The sequence below is a fragment of the Planotetraspora sp. GP83 genome (assembly GCF_041262585.1).
Taxonomy (GTDB): Bacteria; Actinomycetota; Actinomycetes; order Streptosporangiales; family Streptosporangiaceae; genus JAOEGB01.
Window position 1 is genome coordinate 1 of sequence record NZ_JBGCBZ010000021.1, and the last position, 23,007, is coordinate 23,007.

At 70.6% G+C, this 23,007-nt stretch carries 18 protein-coding genes and 1 pseudogene; 7 read left to right on the forward strand and 12 right to left on the reverse strand.

The genetic code is table 11. The annotated features are described in order from the left end of the window. The 3 genes and pseudogenes from ABH927_RS26040 to ABH927_RS26050 all read left to right on the forward strand — a co-directional run. Window positions 1-990 (forward strand): annotated as a pseudogene (locus tag ABH927_RS26040) (phosphoketolase); the annotation flags it as partial. Window positions 991-1,094: 104 nt separating this feature from the next. Next, window positions 1,095-3,587 carry a cation-translocating P-type ATPase gene (locus ABH927_RS26045; protein ID WP_370025703.1) on the forward strand — a complete coding sequence of 831 codons (2,493 nt, stop codon included), beginning with the start codon at window positions 1,095-1,097 and terminating at the stop codon, window positions 3,585-3,587. Window positions 3,588-3,779: 192 nt separating this feature from the next. Further along, complete coding sequence (locus ABH927_RS26050; protein ID WP_370025705.1) at window positions 3,780-4,760, forward strand: universal stress protein; 981 nt, start codon at window positions 3,780-3,782, stop codon at window positions 4,758-4,760. 5 nt (window positions 4,761-4,765) lie between these two features. On the opposite strand, the gene ABH927_RS26055 is transcribed toward ABH927_RS26050, so the two are convergent. Together ABH927_RS26055 and ABH927_RS26060 are read right to left on the reverse strand one after the other, a co-directional pair. Beyond that, on the reverse strand, window positions 4,766-5,650 hold the full coding sequence (locus tag ABH927_RS26055; RefSeq protein ID WP_370025707.1) for a hypothetical protein: 885 nt from the start codon (window positions 5,648-5,650) through the stop codon (window positions 4,766-4,768). A 163-nt stretch (window positions 5,651-5,813) separates the two neighbouring features. Next, complete coding sequence (locus tag ABH927_RS26060) at window positions 5,814-6,824, reverse strand: alcohol dehydrogenase catalytic domain-containing protein (protein ID WP_370025708.1); 1,011 nt, start codon at window positions 6,822-6,824, stop codon at window positions 5,814-5,816. Between the two features lie 332 nt (window positions 6,825-7,156). Here ABH927_RS26060 and mgtA point away from each other — a divergent pair, with 332 nt between their 5' ends. Continuing rightward, on the forward strand, window positions 7,157-9,667 hold the full coding sequence (gene mgtA, locus ABH927_RS26065) for a magnesium-translocating P-type ATPase (RefSeq protein WP_370025710.1): 2,511 nt from the start codon (window positions 7,157-7,159) through the stop codon (window positions 9,665-9,667). Between the two features lie 82 nt (window positions 9,668-9,749). On the opposite strand, the gene ABH927_RS26070 is transcribed toward mgtA, so the two are convergent. Next, window positions 9,750-11,072: an FAD-dependent oxidoreductase gene (locus ABH927_RS26070; protein ID WP_370025712.1), complete on the reverse strand. Its 1,323-nt coding sequence runs from the start codon at window positions 11,070-11,072 to the stop codon at window positions 9,750-9,752. A 314-nt stretch (window positions 11,073-11,386) separates the two neighbouring features. Between ABH927_RS26070 and ABH927_RS26075 the strand changes: the two genes are divergently transcribed. After that, a complete protein-coding gene (locus ABH927_RS26075) occupies window positions 11,387-11,767 on the forward strand; it encodes a hypothetical protein (RefSeq protein ID WP_370025714.1) in 381 nt (126 codons plus the stop codon). Between the two features lie 107 nt (window positions 11,768-11,874). Further along, on the forward strand, window positions 11,875-12,834 hold the full coding sequence (locus ABH927_RS26080; RefSeq protein WP_370025716.1) for a hypothetical protein: 960 nt from the start codon (window positions 11,875-11,877) through the stop codon (window positions 12,832-12,834). Window positions 12,835-13,271: 437 nt separating this feature from the next. Here the strand turns inward: ABH927_RS26080 and ABH927_RS26085 are convergent, their stop codons facing one another. From ABH927_RS26085 to ABH927_RS26110, 6 genes are all read right to left on the reverse strand, one after another. Further along, window positions 13,272-13,436, reverse strand: coding sequence for a hypothetical protein (locus tag ABH927_RS26085; protein WP_370025718.1), 165 nt, complete (start codon window positions 13,434-13,436; stop codon window positions 13,272-13,274). 155 nt (window positions 13,437-13,591) lie between these two features. Continuing rightward, the gene (locus ABH927_RS26090; RefSeq protein WP_370025720.1) at window positions 13,592-14,836 is read right to left on the reverse strand and encodes a hypothetical protein; all 1,245 of its coding nucleotides are present in this window, start codon (window positions 14,834-14,836) and stop codon (window positions 13,592-13,594) included. Between the two features lie 68 nt (window positions 14,837-14,904). After that, entirely contained in the window at window positions 14,905-15,714 is an 810-nt protein-coding gene (locus ABH927_RS26095; protein WP_370025722.1) for a sugar phosphate isomerase/epimerase family protein, read from the reverse strand. A gap of 68 nt (window positions 15,715-15,782) precedes the next feature. After that, window positions 15,783-16,427, reverse strand: a complete 645-nt coding sequence (locus ABH927_RS26100; RefSeq protein ID WP_370025723.1) for a response regulator — start codon at window positions 16,425-16,427, stop codon at window positions 15,783-15,785. Continuing rightward, on the reverse strand, window positions 16,424-17,875 hold the full coding sequence (locus ABH927_RS26105) for a sensor histidine kinase (RefSeq protein WP_370025725.1): 1,452 nt from the start codon (window positions 17,873-17,875) through the stop codon (window positions 16,424-16,426). The genes ABH927_RS26100 and ABH927_RS26105 overlap by 4 nt, the downstream gene beginning before the upstream one ends. Window positions 17,876-17,999: 124 nt before the next feature. After that, window positions 18,000-18,293, reverse strand: coding sequence for a hypothetical protein (locus ABH927_RS26110; protein ID WP_370025728.1), 294 nt, complete (start codon window positions 18,291-18,293; stop codon window positions 18,000-18,002). 389 nt (window positions 18,294-18,682) lie between these two features. Between ABH927_RS26110 and ABH927_RS26115 the strand changes: the two genes are divergently transcribed. Then, window positions 18,683-19,816: a hypothetical protein gene (locus ABH927_RS26115; RefSeq protein ID WP_370025730.1), complete on the forward strand. Its 1,134-nt coding sequence runs from the start codon at window positions 18,683-18,685 to the stop codon at window positions 19,814-19,816. A gap of 23 nt (window positions 19,817-19,839) precedes the next feature. Here the strand turns inward: ABH927_RS26115 and ABH927_RS26120 are convergent, their stop codons facing one another. The 3 genes from ABH927_RS26120 to ABH927_RS26130 all read right to left on the reverse strand — a co-directional run bounded on the left by ABH927_RS26120 (window position 19,840) and on the right by ABH927_RS26130 (window position 22,927). Next, window positions 19,840-20,631: an inositol monophosphatase gene (locus tag ABH927_RS26120; protein ID WP_370025731.1), complete on the reverse strand. Its 792-nt coding sequence runs from the start codon at window positions 20,629-20,631 to the stop codon at window positions 19,840-19,842. Window positions 20,632-21,505: 874 nt separating this feature from the next. Beyond that, the gene (locus ABH927_RS26125; protein ID WP_370025733.1) at window positions 21,506-22,270 is read right to left on the reverse strand and encodes an SDR family NAD(P)-dependent oxidoreductase; all 765 of its coding nucleotides are present in this window, start codon (window positions 22,268-22,270) and stop codon (window positions 21,506-21,508) included. Window positions 22,271-22,366: 96 nt separating this feature from the next. Beyond that, entirely contained in the window at window positions 22,367-22,927 is a 561-nt protein-coding gene (locus tag ABH927_RS26130; protein WP_370025734.1) for an NADPH-dependent FMN reductase, read from the reverse strand. Window positions 22,928-23,007: the final 80 nt, after the last annotated feature.

Consider the following 23,007-nt stretch of genomic DNA (forward strand, 5'->3'; position numbering starts at 1 on the left):
GTGCTGAGTGAGCACCTGTGTCAGGGGTGGCTGGAGGGGTATCTGCTGACCGGCCGGCATGGGCTGTTCAACTGTTATGAGGCGTTCATCCACATCGTGGATGCGATGTTCAATCAGCATGCCAAGTGGTTGGAGGCCAGCCGGAGGATTCCGTGGCGGCGGCCGGTCGCGTCGTTGAACTATCTGTTGTCGTCGCATGTGTGGCGGCAGGACCACAACGGGTTCAGTCATCAGGATCCGGGGTTCCTGGATGTGGTGGTGAACAAGAAGGCCGAGGTGGTGCGGGTCTACCTGCCGCCGGACGCGAACACGTTGTTGTCGGTGGCCGATCACTGTCTGCGTTCTCGTGACTATGTCAACGTGGTCGTGGCGGGTAAGCAGCCGGTGCTCGACCTGTTCACGATGGACGAGGCGATCGCGCACTGCACGCGCGGGCTGGGCATCCTCGACTGGGCCTCCACCGACCAGGGCCAGGAGCCGGACGTCGTTTTGGCGTGCGCGGGTGACGTGCCGACCCTGGAGACGCTCGCCGCCGCGGCGCTGCTGCGCGAGCACCTGCCGGAGTTGAAGGTCCGCGTGGTCAACGTCGTCGACCTGATGCGGCTGCAGCCGCCGTCGGAGCACCCGCACGGGATGAGCGACGCCGAATACGACGCGCTGTTCACCACGGACCGGCCGGTCATCTTCAACTTCCACGGCTACCCCTGGCTGATCCACCGGCTCACCTACCGGCGGCACGGCCACGACAGCCTCCACGTGCGCGGCTACAAGGAGGAGGGCACCACCACCACGCCGTTCGACATGGCGATGCTCAACGACATCGACCGGTTCCACCTCGTGATGGACGTCATCGACCGGATCCCCGGCCTGGAGACCAGGGCGGCCCATCTGCGCCAGCACATGGCCGACGCCCGCCTCCGCGCGAGGATCCACACCCGCGAGCACGGCGAGGACCCGGCCGAGATCCGCGACTGGACGTGGCCGTGGTAGGTCGCGCAGGATCGAAGGTCCGTCAATGGGTCGTGCCGAAGGTCCCGTCGAGGCGGGGCCTTCGCCCGAAGATCCGCCGATGTCTCACGTGATCTGCTGACGGCATGGACACCACCGCTGTGCCGACCCTGCCCGGTCTCTCGGAGGAGGCCGCCTCGCGGCTGCTCGCCCGACATGGCCCCAACGAGCTCCCGCAGCCCGCGCCGCCGAGCCTGCCGGTCCGGGCCGCGCGTCAGCTCGCCGATCCGATGTCCATCCTGCTGCTCATCGCGGGCCTGGTCACCTTGGTCGTGCTCGGCGAGGTTCCCGAAGGGGCGGCGATCCTGGCCATCCTGCTGGTGAACGTGGTCATCGGGGTGACCCAGGAGACCAGGGCGGACCGGGCCGTACGGGCGCTGCGGACCCTCACCGCGCCCATGGCCAAGGTCCGCCGGGACGGTGTCGTGCGGAGAGTGCCCGCGGCCGAGATCGTCCCGGGCGACGTCATCGAGATCGCGGCCGGAGACCGCGTCCCGGCGGACGCCCGCGTGGTCGAGGCGAGCGCGCTGGCCGTGGACGAGGCGATGCTCACCGGGGAGTCGCTGTCCGCCGACAAGCGGGCCACCGGCCCGGCGGACCCCGGCACGCCTCTGGGCGATCGCAGGGGAGAGCTGTTCTCCGGGACGCTGGTCGTCCGGGGCACCGGCGTGGCGGAGGTCGAGCGGACCGGCGCCCGCACCGAGATGGGCCGGATCGCCACCGCCCTGCACGGCGGCGTCAAGGGGCCGCTGGAGCTGGAGCTGGCGAAGGTGTCGCGGCGCATCGGCGTCCTCGCCGTTGCCGCGGGAAGTGTGATGATCCTGATAGGCCTGACCCGGGTCAGCCGGGGCGAGGCCGCGCTCGGCGACATCATCCTGGCGGGAGTCGCGCTGGCCATCGCCGCCGTCCCCGAGAGCATGGCCGCGGCGGTCACCACGGCCCTGGCCCTGGGGTCGCAGCGCATGGCCAAGCTCGGTGTGATCGTCCGGCGGCTGTCCGCCATCCAGGCCCTCGGGGCGACCACGGTCATCGCCACCGACAAGACCGGCACGCTCACCACGGGACATCTGACGGTGATCGACCAGGTGGCCGTGCCCGGGGCCGACCTGTGGCGGTCCGCGCTGCGCTGCAACGACGCCCGCGACGGGCTCGGCGACGCGGTCGACGTGGCGCTCGCCACCGCCGCCGAGAACCACGGGGTACGGCTCGCGCCCGGTGAGTCACGCCTGGCCATGCGCCCATTCGACGCCGACACCCGTTCGATGGCGGTGACCACGGCGGCCGTCATGGACGGGGCCGGCGGACAAGTGAGCGGCGGAGAAATGAGAACGGTGCCGCTGCTCACGCTCAAGGGGGCGCCCGAGGTGGTGCTGGCCCGATGCGCCGCGGGAGGGGAGACCGACCGGCTGGCGGGAGCCGTACCGGATCTCGCCCGGAGGGGCCTGCGGGTGCTCGCGCTCGCCGAGAAGGACACCGACGACCTCGACGCGGACGGGCTCCGCCCGGTCGGCCTCGTCGCGCTGCGGGACGAGATCCGCGCCTCCGCCCGCCGGGCGGTCGCCGACTGCCGCGCCGCCGGCATCCGCGTCGTCATGGTCACCGGCGACCACGCCGACACCGCCCGCGCGGTCGCCGAGGAGGTGGGCATCCACCCCGAACCCGTGGTGACCGGGTCCGCGCTCGACGGGCCCGACAGAGCGGCCCGGCTGCGCGAGGCCGCCGTCCTGGCCCGGGTGGATCCGGCGACCAAGCTCGACCTGGTCCACGCGCTGCGTGGGAACGGCGAGGTGGTGGCGATGACCGGTGACGGCGTCAACGACGCCCCGGCGCTGCGCCACGCTGACGTCGGCGTCGCCATGGCCGGAGACGAGGGCACCGACGTCGCCCGAGAGGCCGCCGCGGTCGTCGTCACGAACGGCGAGCTCGGCACGATCGTTATCGGCGTGCGCGAGGGCCGCCGCCTGAACCACAACGTGGCCTCGATGATCGGCTACCTGCTCACGGGCAACCTCGCGGAGATCCTCATCGTCCTCGCCGGCCTGCTCCTGTGGCCGGATCTGGTCGTGCCGCTGCTTCCCGTGCACCTGCTCTGGATCAACCTGGCTCTGGACGGCATCCCCGCCATCGCGCTCGGCGTCGACAGGCCCGCGGGGGATCCACTGTCCGTCAGCCCGCGCCGGGACGGCCTGCTGTCCTGGCGGGTGCTGCGCCTGGTCGCGCTTCGCGCGCTCGTCGTGGGCGTGCTCGTCTTCGCCGCCGTCGAGGTCGCCCGCCGCCTCGGCTGGAGTGCGGAGGAGGTCCGGAGCGAGGCCGTGCTCGCCCTCGTCTTCGCCCGCCTGACCCTGGCGTATGTGGTCCGGGCCCGCCGCTGGACGTTCGAGGGCGGCTGGTGGCGCGGGCGTGCCGTACTCGTGGCGGTGGCCGCCACGGCGGCCTTGCAGGCTCTCGCGACGACCGTCCCCCCGCTCGGCGCCCTCCTCGCCCTCGTGCCGTTGCCGCCGCTCGGCTGGGCGATGGCCCTCGGCGCGGCCCTGTCCACCGTCCTGGCGAGCGACCTCCTCCGGCTTTGCCGCACGTGATCATGCACACTTTTCCCGGGAACCCGGGAACCCGGGAACCCGGGAACCCGGGAACCCGGGTGACACGGGCGACCGTCGCGCCTGGTGGCGGCGCATACAGTATGTCGATGTGGGGCCGGAAACCGACCGGGGGAAGTCGTACCGGGGAAAGCGCGCCGGGCAAGTGAACCGGTGCCTGGGCACGTGAGCGGCATGGATCGGGAAGTCATCGTCGCCTACGACGGATCGCCGCCGAGCCGTACCGCTGTGGAGTGGGCGGCCGGGCAGTGCAGGGCTGAGCGGGCGGGGCTGACCATCTGCCAGGTGTGGGCCGGGCCCTATGCGTCGAGGGCCGAGGCGACCGCCAACGGGGAACGCCGCCTCGCGAGCCGTTGCCTGGCCGAGGGGGTCGAGCTGGCCGAGCGGCTGCTGCCCGGCAGAGAGATCCGCCCGGTCCTGCTCCATGGAGACCCCCGGGAGGAGCTCGTCTCACTGAGCAGGGACGCCTCGACGCTGGTGGTCGGCCACCGAGGGCTGGGCGGATTCGCCGGGCTGCTGCTCGGATCGGTGAGCGCGCATGCCGCCGCGCACGCGAGCTGCCCCGTCGTCGTCGTCCGAGCGGGTGGGGGCGCGGACGACGAGCGAGGCGGCGTGGTGGTGGGGGTCGACTCGTCCCCCTCTTCGCGCGCCGCCATGGACTTCGCCGCCCGGATCGCCGCCGGACGCGGCCTGCCCCTGGGAGTGGTCCACGCCCTGGGGGAGGCAACCGGCGCCCCCACCGCCGACCGCCCTGATGCCGGCCAGTCCGATGCCGGCGTCCCTCATGCTCACCGGCCGGACGCCGAGCGGGGTGCTGACCGGTCCGGCGCCGATCGAATCACTGAAGCGGAGCGGATGCTCGCGGAGCTCATCGAGCCGTGGCTCGCCGAATCACGGCTTGCCGTACCGGGCTTTGCCGCATCGCGGGGGGCCGGTCGCCGGTCGCGCGTCGCGATCACGGCGTGTGTCGTCGGGGAACGGCCGCTGCCCGCCCTGCTCTCATACGGGCACGAGGCACGGCTGATCGTCGTGGGGTCACGCGGAGCCGGGGGCGTCCGCGCCCGGCTGCTGGGCTCGGTGAGCCAGGGCCTGCTGCATCACGCCGCCTGCGCCGTCGCCGTGGTCAAGCCTCCGGCCACGGCGCCCGGCTGTTAGATCCATCAGACCCGGGTGCGGGCGTCGTCTGACCGCCTCGGCGGGGTGGCGCCACGCGTCAAGCCGGCCAGTACGGCGAGGCAGGCGATGGTGATCACCCCGATCGGCGGGAGCACGCCCCACGCGGGTTCGCCGCCGCGCGCCTCGGCGACGAACGGAGTGACGATGATCGGCAGGCCGGTGAGCGCCAGGAAGACGAGCAGACCGGGAGCGGTGGTGTAAGGCCAGGGCCGTCCCCGGAGCAGGAGCACCCCGGTGGCGAAGGCCGCGGGAAGGAAGAACGACAGGTCCAGCACGTGCACCGGGCTCGACGGCAGCGCCAGCTCGCTCACGCTCTGCGGCGCGCGGCCGTCCAGAATCGCCGGCACGATGTCCTTCAGCCACAGCAGCGTGAACAGCGCGGCGACGGCGATGAGGAACCACCCCGCCAGCCGTCGCGGCGCGTGGCCGAACCGGTCTCCGACCGCCCGAACGTCGAGCGCGGCCAGGCCGCCGATGAGGGAGAACGCCGACAGCCCGAGGACGGCGACCCAGACCAGGAACAGCGGCCCGACGTGCACCGACATCGTGTAGATGACGTAGTTGTACGTCGTGAAGGCCAGGCCGCCCAGCCACATGAGGTACGCGCGGAGGGAGCCCCGGCGGGCCAGGACCGCCAGGACGACGATCGCGGGGGAGACCACGGCGAGGTTGACGGCGTCCTGGGCTATCGCCTGGTCGACGAACGCGCTGGTCTCCTTGCCGTAGACGCCGCCGACGTTCACCAGCCCGGCGATGTTGCCCGCCGCGGCCAGGAGCGCACACAGCACGGACAGCCGCAGCCAGGCGACGGCCCCGCTCGTCCACGCCGTCACGGAGGCGCCGGCCGTCCCGGAATCGGTGATTGTCATGGAACACCTTTCGTGGCGTGATTTGTCGCGGGAGCGCGTGATGCGCTTGCCTGAGCGCGTGGTCGTGAGGGCGTGGCTTGCGGTGTCGCGATCGCGCTCCGCTCTACGGTGTTTCAGACCCGCATGAGCTCGCGAAGAGTTCACCGGCGCTCCGCCAACGCGGTCACAGCGCGAAGACGAGCCGGGCCGGGACGTGCCCCGCGAGGACGTCCTCGAAGGCCCGGTTGATCTCGTCCAGCTTGCGGGTCTCGTACTTCACCGTCGTACGGCCGGCCGCGTGCAGGCGGAAGACCTCGGCCAGGTCGGCGCGGGTGCCCACGATGGACCCGATCACGCTGATCCCGCCCAGCACCGTCTCGAAGATCGGCAGGCGCATCGCGTTGTCCCGGGGCAGGGAGACCAGCACGAGCCGGCCGCCTCGGCGCAGGGACGCGTGCGCCTGCTCCAGGACGTGCGGGTCGGCTGCCAGGGCGATGGCGACGTCGGCCCCGCCCAGTTGCCGGATCGCGGCCACCGGGTCGGTGGCGGCGGCGTTGACGACGTGGGCCGCGCCGAGCTCGCGGGCGAGGCGGAGCTTCTCCTCGGTGACGTCGACGGCGATGGTGTCGGCGCCGAAGATCTGCGCGTACTGCTGGGCCAGGTGTCCCAGGCCGCCGATGCCGAAGATCGCCGCACGCTCCGTGGGCCGCAGCCCGGAGACCTTGACGGCCTTGTAGGTCGTCACACCGGCACAGGTGAGGGGCGCGGCCTCGAACGGGTTCACGCCGGCGGGCACGGGGACCACGTGGGCGGCGTACGCGGCGACGTACTCGGCGTGGCCGCCGTTGAGGGCGTAGCCCATGTTCAGCTGCGACTCGCAGAGGGTCTCACGCCCGCTCACGCAGTAGTCGCACGTGCCGCAGGCGTAGCCCAGCCATGGGACCGCCACCCGCTCCCCGACGGCCCGGCCGGTGACGGCCGATCCGACCTTCTCGATCACGCCGACGCCCTCATGGCCGGGGGTGAACGGCAGAGCCGGTTTCACCGGCCAGTCGCCACGCGCGGCGTGAATGTCGGTGTGGCACAGGCCGCTGGCCTCCACACGGACGAGCACCTGGTCGGGCTGGATCTCCGGGATCGGCAGGTCGTGAATCTCGATCGGGCGGTCGAAGCCGGTGACGAGCGATGCGCGCATTGTCCCGTCTCCTCTCATTGGGGGTGTCCAGCTCATTGAGGTCTCCAGCGTCCAGCCCGCCGCGCCTCGCGAGGAGGGCCGAAGGGCCCGAAATCGGTGGACCTAGGGAGTCCCTGAACACGGCCTGTGGGCCGTGCGCGTCGCGCGGGCGGCACCCGGCCGGCCCGGGTTCGCGGGACGGCACCAGGTGGTGGACGCTGTGGCGAGGAAGGGCCCAACGTCCCACGCCGCGGAGGTCGTGCGCCTCTGCCCCGGCCGTACGGCGAGCCGGAGGCTTGGGGAGCGGTTTCCGGCTGTGGCGGCCGCCGTGACACAGCAAGGAGAATTCGCCCATGGTCCAGCTCGCGGAGCCGCCCCTGGTGATGGGACTCACCGATGAGCGGGCAGCCACGATCCGGGCCGGGACGGGCCCCAACGTCCTGCGGGACCATCGGGCTCGTCCGTGGCTGGTGCTCGCCCGCCAGGTGCGAAGCCCGCTGCTCATGCTGCTGCTGGTCGCGGCGGCCGTGTCTTTCTTCGTGGGCGAGCGGACGGACGCGGTGGTGATCGGCGTCATCGTGGCGCTGAGCGTCGGGCTGGGCTTCGTCAACGAGTATCGCGCCGAGCGCGCGGTGGAGGCGCTCCACGAGCGGATGCGCCACCGCGCGCAGGTGTTCCGGAACGGCACGCTGACCGAGCGCGACGTGACTGAGCTGGTCCCGGGCGACGTGGTGAGACTGCGGCTCGGGGTCGTCGTCCCGGCTGATCTGCGCCTGACGGACGTCGAGAACCTGGAGTGCGACGAGGCGGTGCTGACCGGAGAGTCGATGCCCGTACGCAAGAAGCCGGGCGACCCCGCGCTGATGGGCACGGTCGTCACCGGGGGCACCGGCACTGGCGTCGTGTCCGAGATCGGCGCCGGCACGGCCTTCGGAAAGATCGCCGTGGGGCTCGGCGAGCGGCATGCCGAGACGGCCTTCCAGGTCGGGCTGCGCCGGTTCTCCGGGCTGCTGGTGTGGGTGGCCGCGGCGCTCACCGCCGGGGTCTTCGCCGTCAACCTGGTCCTCGGCCGCCCGTTGCTGGACGCGCTGCTGTTCTCGCTCGCGATCGCGGTCGGCGTCACCCCGCAGTTGCTCCCCGCGGTGGTCACCACCAGCCTCGCCGCCGGAGCCCGCCGCCTCACCCGGCTGAAGGTCCTGGTGAAGCGGCTGGTGGTCATCGAGGATCTCGGCGACGTCGAGGTGCTGTTCACCGACAAGACCGGCACCCTGACCGAGGCGCGGATCACCCTGCGGGAGACGCTGCGCCCGGACGGGACGCCTGACACGGACGTGCTGCGCTACGCCCTGCTGTGCGCCGACCCGCCGGGTTCCAACCCGCTGGACGACGCCGTGCACGCGGCGACGGGGCAGGCTGGGGCGGGACAGTCTGGGGCGGGGCGGAGCCCCGACGGCTATCGGGTGATCGCCGCGCGGCCGTTCGACCACGACCGCCGCATGGCCTCAGTTGTGGTGGAGGACAAGCCGGGGAACCGGCTCACCATCACCAAAGGGGCGCCGGAGGCCGTCCTCGGCCGTTGCCATGCCGTACCGGGCGAAGCGCACGCGACGGCGGAGCGCCTGTTCGCCGAGGGGGCCCGCCTGATCGCCGTGGCCACCGGCGACGGCGACCGCGGGGACGTGGAGACGGACCTCCGACTCGTGGGCTTCCTCGTCTTCACCGACGCCCCCAAAGCCGGCGCGGCGGCCGCCGTCGACCGCCTGGCCAGGCTCGGGGTCACGGTGAAGATCCTCACCGGGGACAATCCGGCGGTCGCGGCCGACGTGTGCGAGAAGATCGGCCTGCCCGCCGGAGGCGTGCTCACCGGTGACGACGTGGCCGCGCTCGACGACGACGCCCTCGCTGCGGCCCTGCCTTCGACCACGGTGTTCGCGCGCGTGAGCCCCGAGCAGAAGGCCCGGATCGTCGCCGCCCAGCGGCGAGGCGGCCTCGACGTCGCCTACCTCGGCGACGGCGTCAACGACGCGCTCGCCCTGCACCGGGCCGACGTCGGGATCTCGGTCGACTCCGGAACGGACGTCGCCAAGGACGCCGCGGACGTCGTCCTGCTGGAGAAGGACCTCGGCGTGCTGGCCGACGGCATCGTCGAAGGCCGCCGGATCTTCGCCAACACCATCAAGTATCTGCTCATGGGGACGGCCAGCAACGTCGGGAACATGTTCTCCGCGGCGGCGGCCTCGGCGGTCCTGCCGTTCCTGCCGATGCTGCCCGGCCAGGTGCTGCTGAACAACCTGCTCTACGACGCCAGCCAGCTCGCCATCCCGGCCGACACGGTGGACGCCGAGCAGCTCGCCCGGCCCTCGCGGTTCGACCTCGGGCTGATCCGCCGGTTCATGCTGGTCTTCGGGCCGCTCAGCTCCGTCTTCGACCTCACCATGTTCGCGCTGCTGCTCCGGGTCTTCCACGCCGGGGCGCCGCTGTTCCGGGCCTCCTGGTTCGTCGAGTCGCTCGCCACCCAGACTTTGGTGATCTTCATCGTCCGGACCCGCCGTGCCCCGTTCTGGCGCAGCCGCCCAGGTCCCGCCCTCGTCCTGGCCGTGGCCGGCGTCGTCGCGATCGGCCTCGCGCTGCCGTACACGCCCTTCAGGCCGGACCTGGGGCTGGCCCCCATCCCGCCGGCCATCCTCGGGACCATCGCGGCCGTCCTGGTGGTCTATCTGGCGCTCGTGGAGGCCGTGAAGCGGCGCTTCCGCATGGCGGCTCCCTCGCCCGCACGTCCCCGTTCCCCGAATCGCCGCGTGCACCGGCGCGCCGCGCCGTTCAGCCACCCCGTCCGCCGGCAACAGGGCCGCGTCTCCGGCTGAGAGGGTTCAGGCGCGGTTCAGCGGTCGGACCCTCGCCCCGGGGGTGCTCGCGCCCTTGCCGTTCACCTCCGGCCATGGCACGTCAGCGTGTGCGACGGCTGCGGAAGACCCTGAGCAGGCGGTCGGGCCGCAGGAGCCCTTCCGGGCGGTCGAGCAGCCCGGTGACGCGCACGAACGCGGCGGCGAGGGCGGGGTCGGTGGCCGCTGCGGCGTGCAGCCGGGGAAGGTAGGCGTTGACCATGCGGATCTTCGCCGTGCGCCGGCCTTGAACGCCTGGGAAGGCCAGGTCGGTGCCGGTGGCGATCTCCCACGGCACGTCTATCACGCCCGCGACGGCATTGAAGTAGCGCTGCCATGTGATCGGCCGTCCGCCGGACAACAGCCGGCGCAGGGTGGCGGCCTCCAGCGCGGCCACCGTCATGCCTTGGCCGTAGATCGGGTTGAACCCGCAGATGGCATCGCCGAGCACGAGCAACCGGTCGGGGAAACGAGACAGCCTCTCGTAGCGGTGCCGGACGTTGGCCGGGTACTGGAAGGCGACCGGGTCGCCGAGTGGTTCGCCATCGCGGATCGCGCGGTGGACGTCGTCGAAGGGAAGTCCCGCGGCGAAGGTGAGGAACTCGCCGGGATCGGTCGGCGGATGATCGCCGAGCATTCCGGCCAGTGTGACCAGGAACCGCCCGTCCTCCTGGGCGGCCACAGCGGCGGCTCTGGGGTGTTGCGGGGTCCAGTTGAGAAGGATGAGCCGGTCAGTCCCCAACGCGCCCGGCGGCAACCGGTAGCTCCGGGAGGAATAACCCACCCCGATATGTATCTTGTCGACCGGCGGGCGTTGGTAACCCATCTTCTCCAGCCACAGCGGGGTGCGCGACCCGCGGCCGGAAGCGTCGACGACCAGGTCGGCGGGTATGGTCTTCACCTCGCCGTCGTCCCCGCGCACTGATACGCCGGTGACGGCCCGGTGGTCCGCGGTCGTGGTCAGCGTCACGATGTCATGACCCGCGGCCATCTGCACGCCGGGCAGCGCGAGCACCCGCGCCCGCACATGCCCTTCCAGCAACGGGCGACTGGGAAACAGCACCGGCTGGCCGATCTCCATCTGGCGTATCCGATGACCCGACAGCAGCCACCGGATGCCCCCGAGCAGGTCGGCGCTCGGAGCGCCGGCGTTGATCACCTCGGAGGTCAGGCCCGGGAACAGCTCATCGAGCACCTGTGCGCCCCGGGCGAGCAACGCGTGCACGTGATGTCCCTGGGGCACGCCGCGCCGGTGCCCGATGCCCGGAGGCATCTGGTCCCGGTCGACGACGGTCACCTGATCGTAGAACTCCGAGAGGACCCGCGCGGTCAGCAGCCCGGCCATGCTCGCGCCGAGGACCACCGCACGCCCAGCCGCCTGACCCACCGCTTGCCTCCAGCTGGAGCGTGTCCGATGTACGGCCAGCCTCTGCCAGTCGGTGCCATCCCGGCATCGCCGTGATTGCTCTTCTCCACGGCGGGGCGGAACTGTGTTGCCGGAGGCGGCCGGGGCGGCGCTGTGCCGCCGGAGGCCGGTGTGACCGGGCGCCTGCGCGCCGGGGGCTTTGCGCGGAGCTTGGAGCGCGGCTGGAGCCGGAGTTGTGGGGCCTTTAGGCGTCGTGCGCTATCGCTGGGTACGCGCTGACGGCACCACAGGGGCCGGTCAAGACGATCGTAGTCCGGGGCGGCAGGACAGTCACCGTGCGAGACCGGCAGGTCTTCGACGGGAATGCCAAGGGCTGGCAGGCCGTCCAGCTTCTCGGCGCGCGCCCCCGGCTTTCCGGCAAGGCGTCGTACACCGTGACCTGCACGGGGCATGAGCCCGGATACGACGGCGTGAATCCGCTTCCGGTGGATCCGCCGGCGAAGCCGATCCGGGCAGCCGTGTCCGTGAGTGCCACGCCCTCCAGCTACTCCGGGTCATGCCCGGCGAAGGTTGATTTCGCCGCGACCTTGCAGGTTTCCCGGGTCCCGGCGCGGGTCGCCTATCAGTGGATCGACAGCGACACGGGTGAGGGGGCGATCCAGTACGCGTCTTCCGCGCCGGTGGGCCGCGCAGCCGTACTCTCACGACCACGCTGAACGTCACCGAAAGCGGCACAGAGTGGAGGGCCGTCCGCGTCCTCAGGCCGGATCCCTCCGTCTCCAGCCGCGCCACCTATGCCGTCACCTGCGACACCGGGCCACTGGTGGCGACGCCGACCGTCGACCCGGACACGACCATCCACAACGGCACCTGCCCGCTGACGCTGCGCTTCACCGGCAAGGTGACGGTCAACAAGGTTCCCGCAGAGGTGACCTACGAATGGGTCAACGACCGCGGCGGCAAGAGCCCATCGGGAAAGCTGACGTTCACTGGAGAGCCGGGCTCGCGTGGCGTTATCCCCTACGACCACCAAGTGGGGGAGACCGGCTCGGTCACCCTCAAAGTCCTGAGCCCGGCGGCCGACGCGGCCACGACCTGGTTCAACGTGACCTGCCAGGACGGCAACCCGGCGGGAGCCTACGGCACGGTGACGGAGGTGCGTTTCGCTGGGAACTGGAGCCAGCCATGTCGCCCGCCGATGACGCTCAATATGTTAGGGACCATCAGCGCACCGCGCGGCCCCGCCGACATCACCTACGAGTGGGTGCACAACGGCCAGCCCATCGGCCTCACCGACTCGGCGGGCTCAAGCGGCACCGGCCCGTGGACGTGGGACGTCATCAAGCTCGGACTCCAGGGCGAGAAGGACGCGACGTCCGGCTCCGTGGCGCTCAAGATCCACAACAACGGCAGCGTCTCCCCGGCGGTGAACTACAGCTCAGCCTGCGTCGACGCCGACCGCGACTTCACCATGGTGGAAATGCTGTCGGACTACACCGGCAAATGCCCCGGCGGGCAGATCAGAAACCGCGCCACCATCGGCGCTCACAGCTTCACCGGAAACGTCGAATACCAGTGGTTCAAGAAACCGACGGGTGGTGAATGGACCGCCTGGGGTACGACGGGAACCGTCGAGTTTACCGGTGACCAGATGGAGCGTCGTTCGGCGGATCTGGTGTGGAACCCGGCGCAGAGCGAGACCGGTCACTGGAAGCTGACGATGAAGTACGGCGACAAGACCTACGAGACACCGGCGGTTCCCTACAGTGTCAAATGCGTCTGATTGACCTGATTAGGGGCGGGGCTTCCGGCTCGATCCGGAAGCCCCCGGCGATACGGCGGGCGCTGGCAGTGCGCGCCCTGGGCCGGATCGTCGCGGATGATTCGGAGTGAAGAGGGCTCTGGGAGGACGCCGGGGCCTACCTCGAGGTCGCGGCCATCATCGCCCGGCTCCGCGGTGGCTCGCCTCCTGACGTCCCGCATGCAGAGAATGATCGGGGTCGCTCCGTACGCTGACAAGACGTCGTCTCGGCAAGCGGGGGTCACAAGCGACCTCGCGGAGCCCCAAGCCGAGGGGCCCTGACCCATGGCGTCAGCCGGTCCGGTCAGCCTGAACGCTGCCCCATTCGGTAGCACCGGCGCTCGTCGTCCCGCGCGATCATCCCATCGTCGGTGGAGGCTGCACGGACGCGGTGTCCGTGCAGCCTGTTCGGCGGTTGGTCAGACCTCGCGGCGTCTGTCGATCGCGACCACTGCGATCGTCACGGCGGCCAGTGCCGCCCACACCGCCCACAGCAACAGGTGGGCGCCGGCGAGGGTGGCGGCGATGACCGCGATCAGGCTCGCGCTCGTGGCGGTCACGAGCGCTTTGACGGGTGTGCTCATTGTTTGACCTCCTTTGTGTCGGCGGGGGTGGCGTATGGCAGGGGGGCGGGTCCCGGAGTTGATACAGACATCTCCGGAACCCTTATCTCACCTATTGCAGCGCTGGCCCCGGTAGCCTGTCGCGACCGGCCGCCGCCCTGTTCATTACATGGGCATCACCAGGCGGCCTGCGGGGAATCGCCCTCGCCTGAGTGCTCACCGACCTTGATCGGCACCGACGTGGTGGAACCATCGACCAGATCGACCCGGAAGCTCCGCCAGCGGTTCACGTAGAGCAGGTAGCGTCCGGTTCCATCAACACTGAAAGGGAGGGTCCCGGACGAGGCCGGGGGCAACGTCAGCCGCGCGAGAACCCGCGGTTCCTCCCCACCATCGACGGGCACGCGCTCAATGTCATGACTGGCCGAATAGATCAGGGCACTGCCATCAGGGGTGTAGGCCACCGAATGCAGCAGTCGCGAGTCTTGGGCCGGTCTGACGAGGCGGGCGCCGGCCAGCAGGTCGGATCCCTGCCAGCCGAGATCGAGGACGCCGACGCCCCAACCCCAGACCACCATCGCGAGCCGTCGGCCGTCCGGGGCCCACGCCAGGCCGCTCACCGTGGAAGGCGTGCGCGTGATCCAGTCGCGGCGCTGTCCCGTGGCGACATCGACGACGGAGACCTTCGCTTCACCACCTATGACCACGGAGGCATAGGCGAGCCTGCTGCCGTCCGGGCTCAGGGCGACGGCGGAGCCGGGGTCTGACTTGTCGCTCTCGAATCCGGGAATGAGCATCGGATCACCCGGCTGGCCGTTCTCGGCGAGGCTGACCCGGAAGAACCGGATGGGAGAGTCCGGACCCGTCCATCCGGACAGCACAAAGGTGCGGTTGTCGGGCGCCGCGGCCACAAGCTGCCAGGAGGAGAGCACCCCCGGCGGCAGCGGGATGTCGGCCACAAACGCGCCCGTCTTGGCGTCGTGTACGGCAGGCCGTACCGGGGTGGAGATCGCCGTCTTGGACCCCTGCGGGAAGTAGAAGAGTGGGTGCCTCGCGGTGACGAAGAAACGCGGCGGACCGGACACCGGCAGGGGCGGAGAGGTCGCCATGGGCGTTGCCAGGGAGGTCGCGATGACAGGTGGGGGAATGATGGGCACGGTGTCTGACGGCTGCGCGCCTGTGCTGGGGGCCATGGACGGAAACACGCCGGACGTCGAGATGACAGGTGGCAGGACGACGGTCGCGGTGTCCGACGGCTGCGCGCCTGTACTGGGAGGCGGAGAGGATACGGACGTCGCCTCGGCCGCAGGGGACGCCCGGCGCTTGAGGGAGACCCGCTCGGCGGCATGATCGCTGTCGCAGGCGCCGACCAGCGCGAGCACGAGTAGGCCTGCCGTGGTGGCGCCTGCGCGTGAAACCATCTGTCGATCGTCTTGTCGATCCGGAGACGGCGTCAAGGTCCACGAATGGTGCGGAGAGAAGCGCGATTTCACCGGTTCCCGGGTCGCGGCGCGCTCAGGGCGGTGACCAGGGTGGCCGCGTCGTCGGCGAACTGGGCCGGGCTGTCCCCGGCCACGAATTCGAGCAGGGCGTAGCGGGCGCCGCCGTCCGACGCGACGTCAAGGTAGGCGGCCCAGTCCTCGATGCCGTCCGCCAGCGGCAGCCGTTCGCGGGTCGCGGTCCAGGTGAACACGTGAACGTGGTGCAACCAGGGGAGCACGTCCCGGAGGTCGCCGAGGTTCTCCGCGCGAGCCCGCTCGGGTGCGGGCTGCCACAGCGTGCGGATGGGAACGTCGCCCAGTTCGTCCAGCAGGCGCCGGGCCGACTCCCGTGTGTCCGTGAGGGTGTTGCGGTGGTATTCGAACGACACGGTCATCCCGGCGGCACCGGCCAGCTCGGCCACCCGGCGGGCGTCGGTGACGACCGCCTCCCAGTACGCCGGGTCGGCCTCGGCGCTGCCGATTCTTCCTGCCCACACCCGGATGGTGGGAGCGCCCAGCGCCGCCGCGGTCTCGACCACGGTCTCGGGCGCCAAGCCCTCGGCCGGCGAATGGCCGAGGCGGTAGTAGGAGCCGTAGCAGGCCACGGCCAAGCCCGCGTCGGCGGTCATCGCCGCGACACGGCGGGCGGCGTCCAGGTCGCCATGCGGGACGTGGATGTCGCCGCCCCACTCGATGGCGGCGAGCTCCGCCCGCGCGGCCAGCTCCACCACCGACTCGGCCGGTAGTTGCCGGAAGGTCACCGAGACCAGACCCGGCTGGATGGGCGCGGGCTCGCGATCAGTCGAGGCGTACGGCACGCCGACCAGCCTGGAGGCTGCCCACCGCCACGGTCAAGGCCGTAGGAGCTCCAACGCGCACGAGCCGATCAGGCGAGCCGGATCAGGCGCCGGTCGACCGCGGTCCGTACGGCCGCCGTACGGTTGTCCACTCCGAGCTTGTCGTAGATGTGGGCGAGGTGCGTTTTGACCGTGGCCTCGCTGATGAACAGCGCCCGGCTGATCTCCCGGTTGGATCGGCCGGCGGCGAGCAGCTCCAGGATCTCGATCTCCCGCTGGCTCGGCGCGAGCTGCGGCGCGCGGACCCGCTGTGTCAGCCGTGACGCGACGGGCGGGGAGAGAACGGTCTCACCGGCCGCGGCCGTCCGCAGCGCGTGGAACAGCTCGTCCGGTGGCGACTCCTTGAGGAGATAGCCCGCCGCCCCGGCCTCCACCGCCCGGAGGATGTCCGCGTCGGAGTCGTACGTGGTGAGCATGACCACCTTTGGCGGGTCGGGGAGGGCCAGGATCTGCCGGGTGGCCTCCAGCCCGTCGACGCCCGACCCCATCTGGATGTCCATCAGTACGAGGTCGGGCCGCAGCGTGTCGGCCAGCAGTACGGCCTCGGCGCCTTCTCGGGCCTCGCCGACCACCTCGAAGTCGCCCTGGGCCGCGAGCAGGGCGGCCAGGCCGGACCGGACGATCGGGTGGTCGTCGACCAGCAGTATGCGCAGCGGGCCCGTCTGCGGCGTCACCGCCGGCCTCCGGTCGCCGGTTCTCTCGTCCGCCGCCCGCCGGTCGACGACTCCCCGGGCCCCGGATCGCCAGGTTGCCGGTCGCCGGTTGACGACTCCCTGGGTTGCCGGCCGTCGGGCTGGCGGTCGCCGGGTTGCTCGTCGCCGGCCTGGCGATTGAGGGGCTGCCGGTCGTCGTCGGCCGGGTCGAGCACCGGCACGGACACGGCGATGACGGTTCCCTCGCCCGGTGCGCTCTCCACGGCGACGTTGCCGCCGAGCGCCGCCACCCGTTGCCGGATCGCAGGCAGCCCGAACCCCCGATCCGGGGCCACTCGCGGGGCCGCCGGGTCGAAGCCCACGCCGTCGTCGCAGACGTCCAGATTCACCACGTCGGGAAGGAAGGTCAGGGTCACCACCACCGTGGTCGCCCCCGCGTGCTGCACGACGTTGGCCAGGGCCCCCTGAACCACCCGCAGCAGCGCGATCTCGACGTCCACCCCCAGCGCGTACGGCTCGCCGACCGCCCGGAAGGTGACGGTCAGCCCAGGCCGCTCGGTGTCGGCGCAGAGCCGTTGGATCGCGCCCGCCAGCGTGTAGTCGTCCAGAGCGGGCGGGGCCAGGTCGCGGACGAACCGGCGTGCCTCTGCGAGGTTCTCCCTGGCCGCGGCGGCTGCCTGCCGTACATGCGCGCGGGCCTGTTCCGGGGCGGTGGCCCACTCCTGGTCGGCGGCGTTGAGCAGCATGTGCATGCTGGACAGGCCCTGGGCGAGCGTGTCGTGGATCTCGCGCGACAGGCGGATGCGTTCCTGCAGCACACCCGCCGCGCGCTCTGAGCCGGCGAGCGCCTCCTGGGTGCGCAGCAGGTCGTCGATGAGCGCCTGCCGTCTGGTGTTCTCCCGATGGAGCTGCCGGTTGTTGATCATGCTCATGACCGCGATGGCCACGGGTGCGAGCAACGGGCTGGGGTCCCACGTCTTGCGGGCGTGGATCTCACCCACCACGGCGGCCACCACGGCGAGGTAGGCCACCACCACGACGGCGGCGCGGATCGTCAGCACGCGGAGCGCGAGGAAGAACAGCGGGACCGCGCACCAGCTGAAGCTTGGCGTCGTCACGGTCAACGCCGTCCAGGTGACCACGACCGCCGCCAGCCAGACGTAGCGGGCGCGGCCGGGCCGCCGCCACACGAGCACGCCGCTCAGGTACACCAGGGCGAAGAGGATCGCGAACCCGACCCGCGGGATGGCCGACGCCACGATGCCGCACCACGCGAGGTACCGCACCAGGGAGGCGAGCCAGACCGTGAAGAAGCCCGCGTGCATCAGGCGGTCGAACCGTTCCTGCGCGGCGGAGGCGGGTCCACCAGCGTTCAGCCGTACGGCGAGGCCCGGTCCGGTTGCGCCCGCGGCGGTCGGAAGCGGTGCGGCGGGGCCCGGCGCGGCGTGGGACACGCTCATGCTGCTCATGCTCGCCAGGGTTTCACGAGAAGTCCACCTGCCGTCCCACCGAGCGGTCCGGGAGCCGATCACGGCGTCGGGCCGGCGCAACGGGCGCGGAACCGGGGCGTACGGCCCCGCCCGCCTGACCTCGTCAGCCGCCGGCTTCCGCCTCGCGGGCCACCCGCTCGAGCTGGCCCGACCGCTCGGGGCAGAGGTTACGCACCATGATCCGCAGTCGGTTGATGTGGTCCGTGACTTGAAAGGTTCCCACGGTGACCTCGAAGTCGTAGTCAGCGCTGTCGCAGAGGTCGCCGGACAGCTTCAGCCAGGTGGCCCAGTCCGAGTCCGTCACACGATGGCTGAAATCCTTCTCTATCTCTGTCCGCATCGCGGCCTCGTCGTAGGAGGGGCCGCAGGCGGTCACGATGAGGACCGCGCCAGCCATGTCAGGGACATTGGGAGGGACGTCGCCTTCCTTGGACGAGGCCGTCGGACCGCCGATGTCAGGCTTCGCGGCCCTGGGGCCCACCGATGTTGCTCGCGTCGTTGTCCTGGGATCGTTGAGCGGTTTTGCAGTGAACCTCCGGTTGTGCAGAAAGCCCTGGAGGTCTGCTGCAAACCGTCATGATCAATGGATATGCCAGCCTCAGGATATCCCGCGAGATGCCGGCCGGACGAAGCTTCAGGTCGCATCGGGGGAAGCGGCGAGCGCAGTGTCGCATTCCGAGGCACGCCCAGGGCGACATCGACAACTTCGCTCGTTTACGGCGAGGTTGGATGGAACCCAACAAAGACGGCCATGCGGTCACCGACGCCGCAGTAGCATCGGGCCCCATGCGACTCAGACGTGGCGTCGTCCCGGTCACCTCACTCATCTCCGGCATCGTCCTGGCCGCATGGGGGTTGCCCGGCCAGGCGGCCACGTCCCAAGCGACGCCGCGCAGCGCGCGCCTGCCGTCCGCGCAGGCCGGGACGCCGGGGCCGCACTTCGGCAACCCGAACGGCCATGCCGTCGTGCCGGTCGAGGCGCGAGCGGTCGACACGTCCCATCCGACGCGGGTCGTCGGCGATGGCACGCCGGCGAGTTGCACGTCGCAGGCCGTGGTGAAGGCGGTCGCGGCGGGCGGGATCATCACCTTCTCCTGCGGCCCGGCTCCCGTGACGATCACGATGCGGGCCACCGCGAAGGTGCGCAACGCCAGCGCCCGGGTCGTCCTCGACGGCGGCGGCAAGGTGACGCTCAGCGGCGGCGGCACACGGCGGATCCTCTACATGAACACCTGTGACAAGGCCCAGGGATGGACCACGTCGCACTGCGACGACCAGGCTCAGCCCCAGCTCACCGTGCAGAACCTCACGTTCGCCGACGGCAACGCCACCGGTCAGCGGGTGGACGGGGGAGGCGGCGGCGCCATCTTCGCGCGCGGCGGCCGGATCAAGGTGGTCAATTCACGGTTCATCCGGAACCGGTGCGACTCCACCGGCCCCGACCTGGGCGGAGCGGCCATCCGCGTGCTCGACCAGGCTCGCCGCCTGCCCGTGTACATCGTGAGCAGCACGTTCGGAGGAGCCGCCGGCCTGGGCGGCGTGTGCTCCAACGGTGGCGCGCTGAGCAGCATCGGGGTGTCCTGGGTGGTGCTCAACAGCGTCATGACGCACAACAAGGCGATCGGGCGGGGCGCCAACCCCGCACGCGGCGGAACGCCGGGCGGCGGCAGCGGCGGGGCCGTCTACACCGACGGCAACCGGTTCACCGTACGGATCGCCGGCTCGATCATCCAGGACAACTACGCCAAGGAGGGCGGCGGAGCCGTCTTCTTCGTCAGCAACGACCTCACCGGCACCCTGACGATCGACCACTCGACGCTGCGCCGCAACCGCAGCGCCGGATTCGAGACCCCGGGTTTCCCCGGCATCTTCTACCGTGGCGCCGGCAGACCAGCGGTGGTCTCCTCCACCCTCAAGTGATCGCCGGCTGAAAGTCCCCCGGTTCAAGCGGTCAGGAGCGTGACGAGCTCGTCGTAGATGGCGGGAGCGGCCACGATGAAGGCCTCGCCGTACAGGTCGGGCGGGATGCCGTCGGGGACGGGCAGCAGGCTGCCGCGCCTGCCTCCGGCCTCGGTGGCGATGAGCCCGGCCGCAGCGATGTCCCATGGGAACAGCGCCTCGGTGTGGGCGTCGAGGCGGCCGCAGGCGGTCCAGGCGATGTCCAGTGCGGGGGAGGACCCACGCATGATGTCCTGGCAGTGGGTGAGCAGCCGCCGTACGCGTTCGACCAGCGGCTCGACATCGGTCTTGTCGTGCGGGAAGCCCGTGCTGACGATTGACCGCTTGAGGCTCTCGGGAGCACCCACGCGGATCGGCGTGCCGTTGAGGAAGGCGCCTCGGCCCTTGACGGCGGTGAAGGTCTCGCCGAGGAACGGCGCGTGCACGACACCGGCACGCACGACGCCGTCCTCGGCGTAGGCGATGGACACGGAGACGTAGCGGTGCCCGCGCGCGTAATTGGCGGTCCCGTCGATCGGGTCGACGATCCACAACGGCCCGTCGAAACCGGCCGTGCTCCAGTCGGGCCCGGCGGTCTCCTCGGTCAGCAGGCGATGGCCGGGAAACGCGGTGGCCACGGCATCACGGATCAGGCCGTCAGCGGCAAGGTCCGCGATGGTGACGGGCTCGAAGCCGTCCTTGTAGTCCACGGGGATCCCATCGCCTGCCGCGTAGTCGCGGATCAGCTCACCGGCGCCCCGCGCGGCTCGAACCGCGACCTCGAGAACCCGGTCCACAATCACACGCGCTCCCCCGGGAGAAGGTCTGCTCACCCGATTCTGCCAGCAGGGGCTCGGCCCACTCCCCTCGGACCGGCGGCGGCCGGGCTCGTGCGGCCCCTGCTTGCCGTTCGGAACGCGCCTAGAAGCGGGTCCATACCGCCGGTGGCAAGCGCGGGGCGACAAGACGGTCATGCTGGCACACTGCGGTCATGAAATGCACGCAATGCGGCGGAGAAGACTTACAACCCGGCTTCATCGAGGACAGCGGTGAGGGCTCGAGGGGCTATGGCCGCTGGATTGAGGGTGCCCTCGAACGGGGTCTTTTCGGCCGCGCTAGACGTTTGGGCAAGCCGCGTTGGACCATTGACGCCTACCGCTGCACCCAGTGCTCCCACCTTGAACTGTTCGTCCGTCCCCCCGGATGACCGATCGCCCCGCACTCGCTTTACCCCTCGCCCTACGGCGTTGGCGACCCCGCATGCCTGTGATGGACCGTGGGCGCGAACGTTCGGGGTGCATGAACCGTCGGCCGGGCGGAGGACCTCCCCCTTGGTCCGGGCCACAGCGTCGAACCGGGCGCTGACACCTGGCGCCAGACCGCAGGCGACCGCCGGAGGAGGCCAAGCGGGCGACCACCCTCGCGGAGCTGGCCGAACTGGCGGCGCGAGCCGTACGGATCGAGGAGGAAGCCGTGCGGATCCTGGGGACAGTGTGACCGTCCCACGTAAGCACGTCATCGCCGCGCTGGTCGTCAAGGGCCCTGCGACTCATCCACCTGGACGGTCCTCGCCACCGGAAGATCCGCGGACCTGAGCTAGTGTGCGAACGGGCCGCGAAACGTTCGAGCGCTTCAGCGTGGCGGTCCGATTTGCGCAAGCTCCCGGTAGGGCTACCAGGCGGACGCGCCGCCGTCGACCGCGTAGTTGGCGCCTGTGATGTATGCCGCCCGGTCAGAAGCGAGGAAGGCCGCCAACTCGACGATCTCCTCGGGCTGACCGAAGCGCTTGAGGAGCGTCTTGCCGGTTACCGCGTCCCTGGCCGCCTGGTTGTCGCCGAGATCGCGGTCAATGACCGGGGTCAGGATGGGCCCGGGGCTGATCGCCACCGCACGGATCCCATGGCGCGCACCTTCAAGCGCGAGTTGCCGCGTCATACCGATGACGCCGGCCTTCGCCGCACTGTGCCCGACCATCGGGGGGACCTGACCGGCGATCATGCCGGCTACGGACGCGACGTTGATGATGACGCCGCCACCGCGCCGGACCAGGTGCGGCCATGCGAACTTCGATACGAAGAAGGGGATGTCGAGTTCGCCGGCTATGGTCACTCGCCAGTCCTCGATAGAGAAATCGGGCATCAGACCGAAGCGTTGTATGGCCGCGTTGTTGTAGACCACGTCGAGCCCGCCATAGGCGGCCACGGCGTCCTCAACGAGTTGCCGCACCTGTTCCGGGTCGGTGAGATCAACCGGCGCGATGCCCGTCATTTCACCGCCGGCGCGACGGACGAGTTCGAACGTCTCGTTGTTGGCATCAACCTGGAAGTCGCACCCGACGACCTTTGCGCCTTCTCGCGCAAAGGTCAGCGACGCGACGCGACCCAGACCTCCTGCGGTGCCGGTGATCAGCACTACCTTCCCGTCAAGCGTTCCCATGGAGCTCCTCCTGGTCCGTGGTTTGTCCGAGTAACGGCTGCGCGAGCCGGCTGGGATAGATGGCCTCTGTCGCGATCAGCTTGTGGGGCGGCCTGTTCAGCGGGCGCGCATCGGCGCGAGCGCCGTGCTCCATGCCACGACCTGATCCAACGTCGCGGTGAGCGACTCAAGCTGGAAATCGTTGGGTTTGAACACGCTGAAGTTCTCGAAGTCGGTGAAGAGCGACAGCGCCACCTGGCTCCGCACGTCGGCCATCTGGAGCTCGCCGGCGATCAGGCGCAAATGTTCCACGGCGCGAGTGCCGCCGACCGAGCCGTAGCTGACGAACCCGACAGCCTTGTTGTTCCACTCGGCGTACAGGAAGTCGATGGCGTTCTTCAGCGCGCCTGACGTCGAGTGGTTGTACTCAGGCGTCACCATGACGAACCCGTCGAACGAGGCGATCTTGTTAGCCCACGCCAGGGTGTGCGGCTGCGTGTACTGGCCCAACGACGGCGGCATCGCCTCATCAAGGTGCGGGAGCTTGTAGTCGAGCAAGTCGACGAGTTCGAACTCCGCGTCGGTCCGCTGCGCGGCTACCTGGTACACCCAGCGGGCGACGGCCTCCCCGTTGCGTCCGGGACGGGTGCTGCCAAGGATGATCGCGATTTTGGTCATCGGCGGACTCCACTTCCTTTGCGATGGATGCTTGCTTCGTCAAGAAAGGAACCTATTCGTGATTGCTTTGTGAAGCAAGT

Bases quoted from the DNA above. Each gene is read 5' to 3' on its own strand.
- ABH927_RS26045 (WP_370025703.1), top strand. From the start codon at position 1,095: ATGGACACCACCGCTGTGCCGACCCTGCCCGGTCTCTCGGAGGAGGCC.
- ABH927_RS26050 (WP_370025705.1), top strand. From the start codon at position 3,780: ATGGATCGGGAAGTCATCGTCGCCTACGACGGATCGCCGCCGAGCCGT.
- ABH927_RS26055 (WP_370025707.1), bottom strand. From the start codon at position 5,650: ATGACAATCACCGATTCCGGGACGGCCGGCGCCTCCGTGACGGCGTGG.
- ABH927_RS26060 (WP_370025708.1), bottom strand. From the start codon at position 6,824: ATGCGCGCATCGCTCGTCACCGGCTTCGACCGCCCGATCGAGATTCAC.
- mgtA (WP_370025710.1), top strand. From the start codon at position 7,157: ATGGTCCAGCTCGCGGAGCCGCCCCTGGTGATGGGACTCACCGATGAG.
- ABH927_RS26085 (WP_370025718.1), bottom strand. From the start codon at position 13,436: ATGAGCACACCCGTCAAAGCGCTCGTGACCGCCACGAGCGCGAGCCTG.
- ABH927_RS26090 (WP_370025720.1), bottom strand. From the start codon at position 14,836: ATGGTTTCACGCGCAGGCGCCACCACGGCAGGCCTACTCGTGCTCGCG.
- ABH927_RS26105 (WP_370025725.1), bottom strand. From the start codon at position 17,875: ATGAGCAGCATGAGCGTGTCCCACGCCGCGCCGGGCCCCGCCGCACCG.
- ABH927_RS26110 (WP_370025728.1), bottom strand. From the start codon at position 18,293: ATGGCTGGCGCGGTCCTCATCGTGACCGCCTGCGGCCCCTCCTACGAC.
- ABH927_RS26115 (WP_370025730.1), top strand. From the start codon at position 18,683: ATGCGACTCAGACGTGGCGTCGTCCCGGTCACCTCACTCATCTCCGGC.
- ABH927_RS26125 (WP_370025733.1), bottom strand. From the start codon at position 22,270: ATGGGAACGCTTGACGGGAAGGTAGTGCTGATCACCGGCACCGCAGGA.
- ABH927_RS26130 (WP_370025734.1), bottom strand. From the start codon at position 22,927: ATGACCAAAATCGCGATCATCCTTGGCAGCACCCGTCCCGGACGCAAC.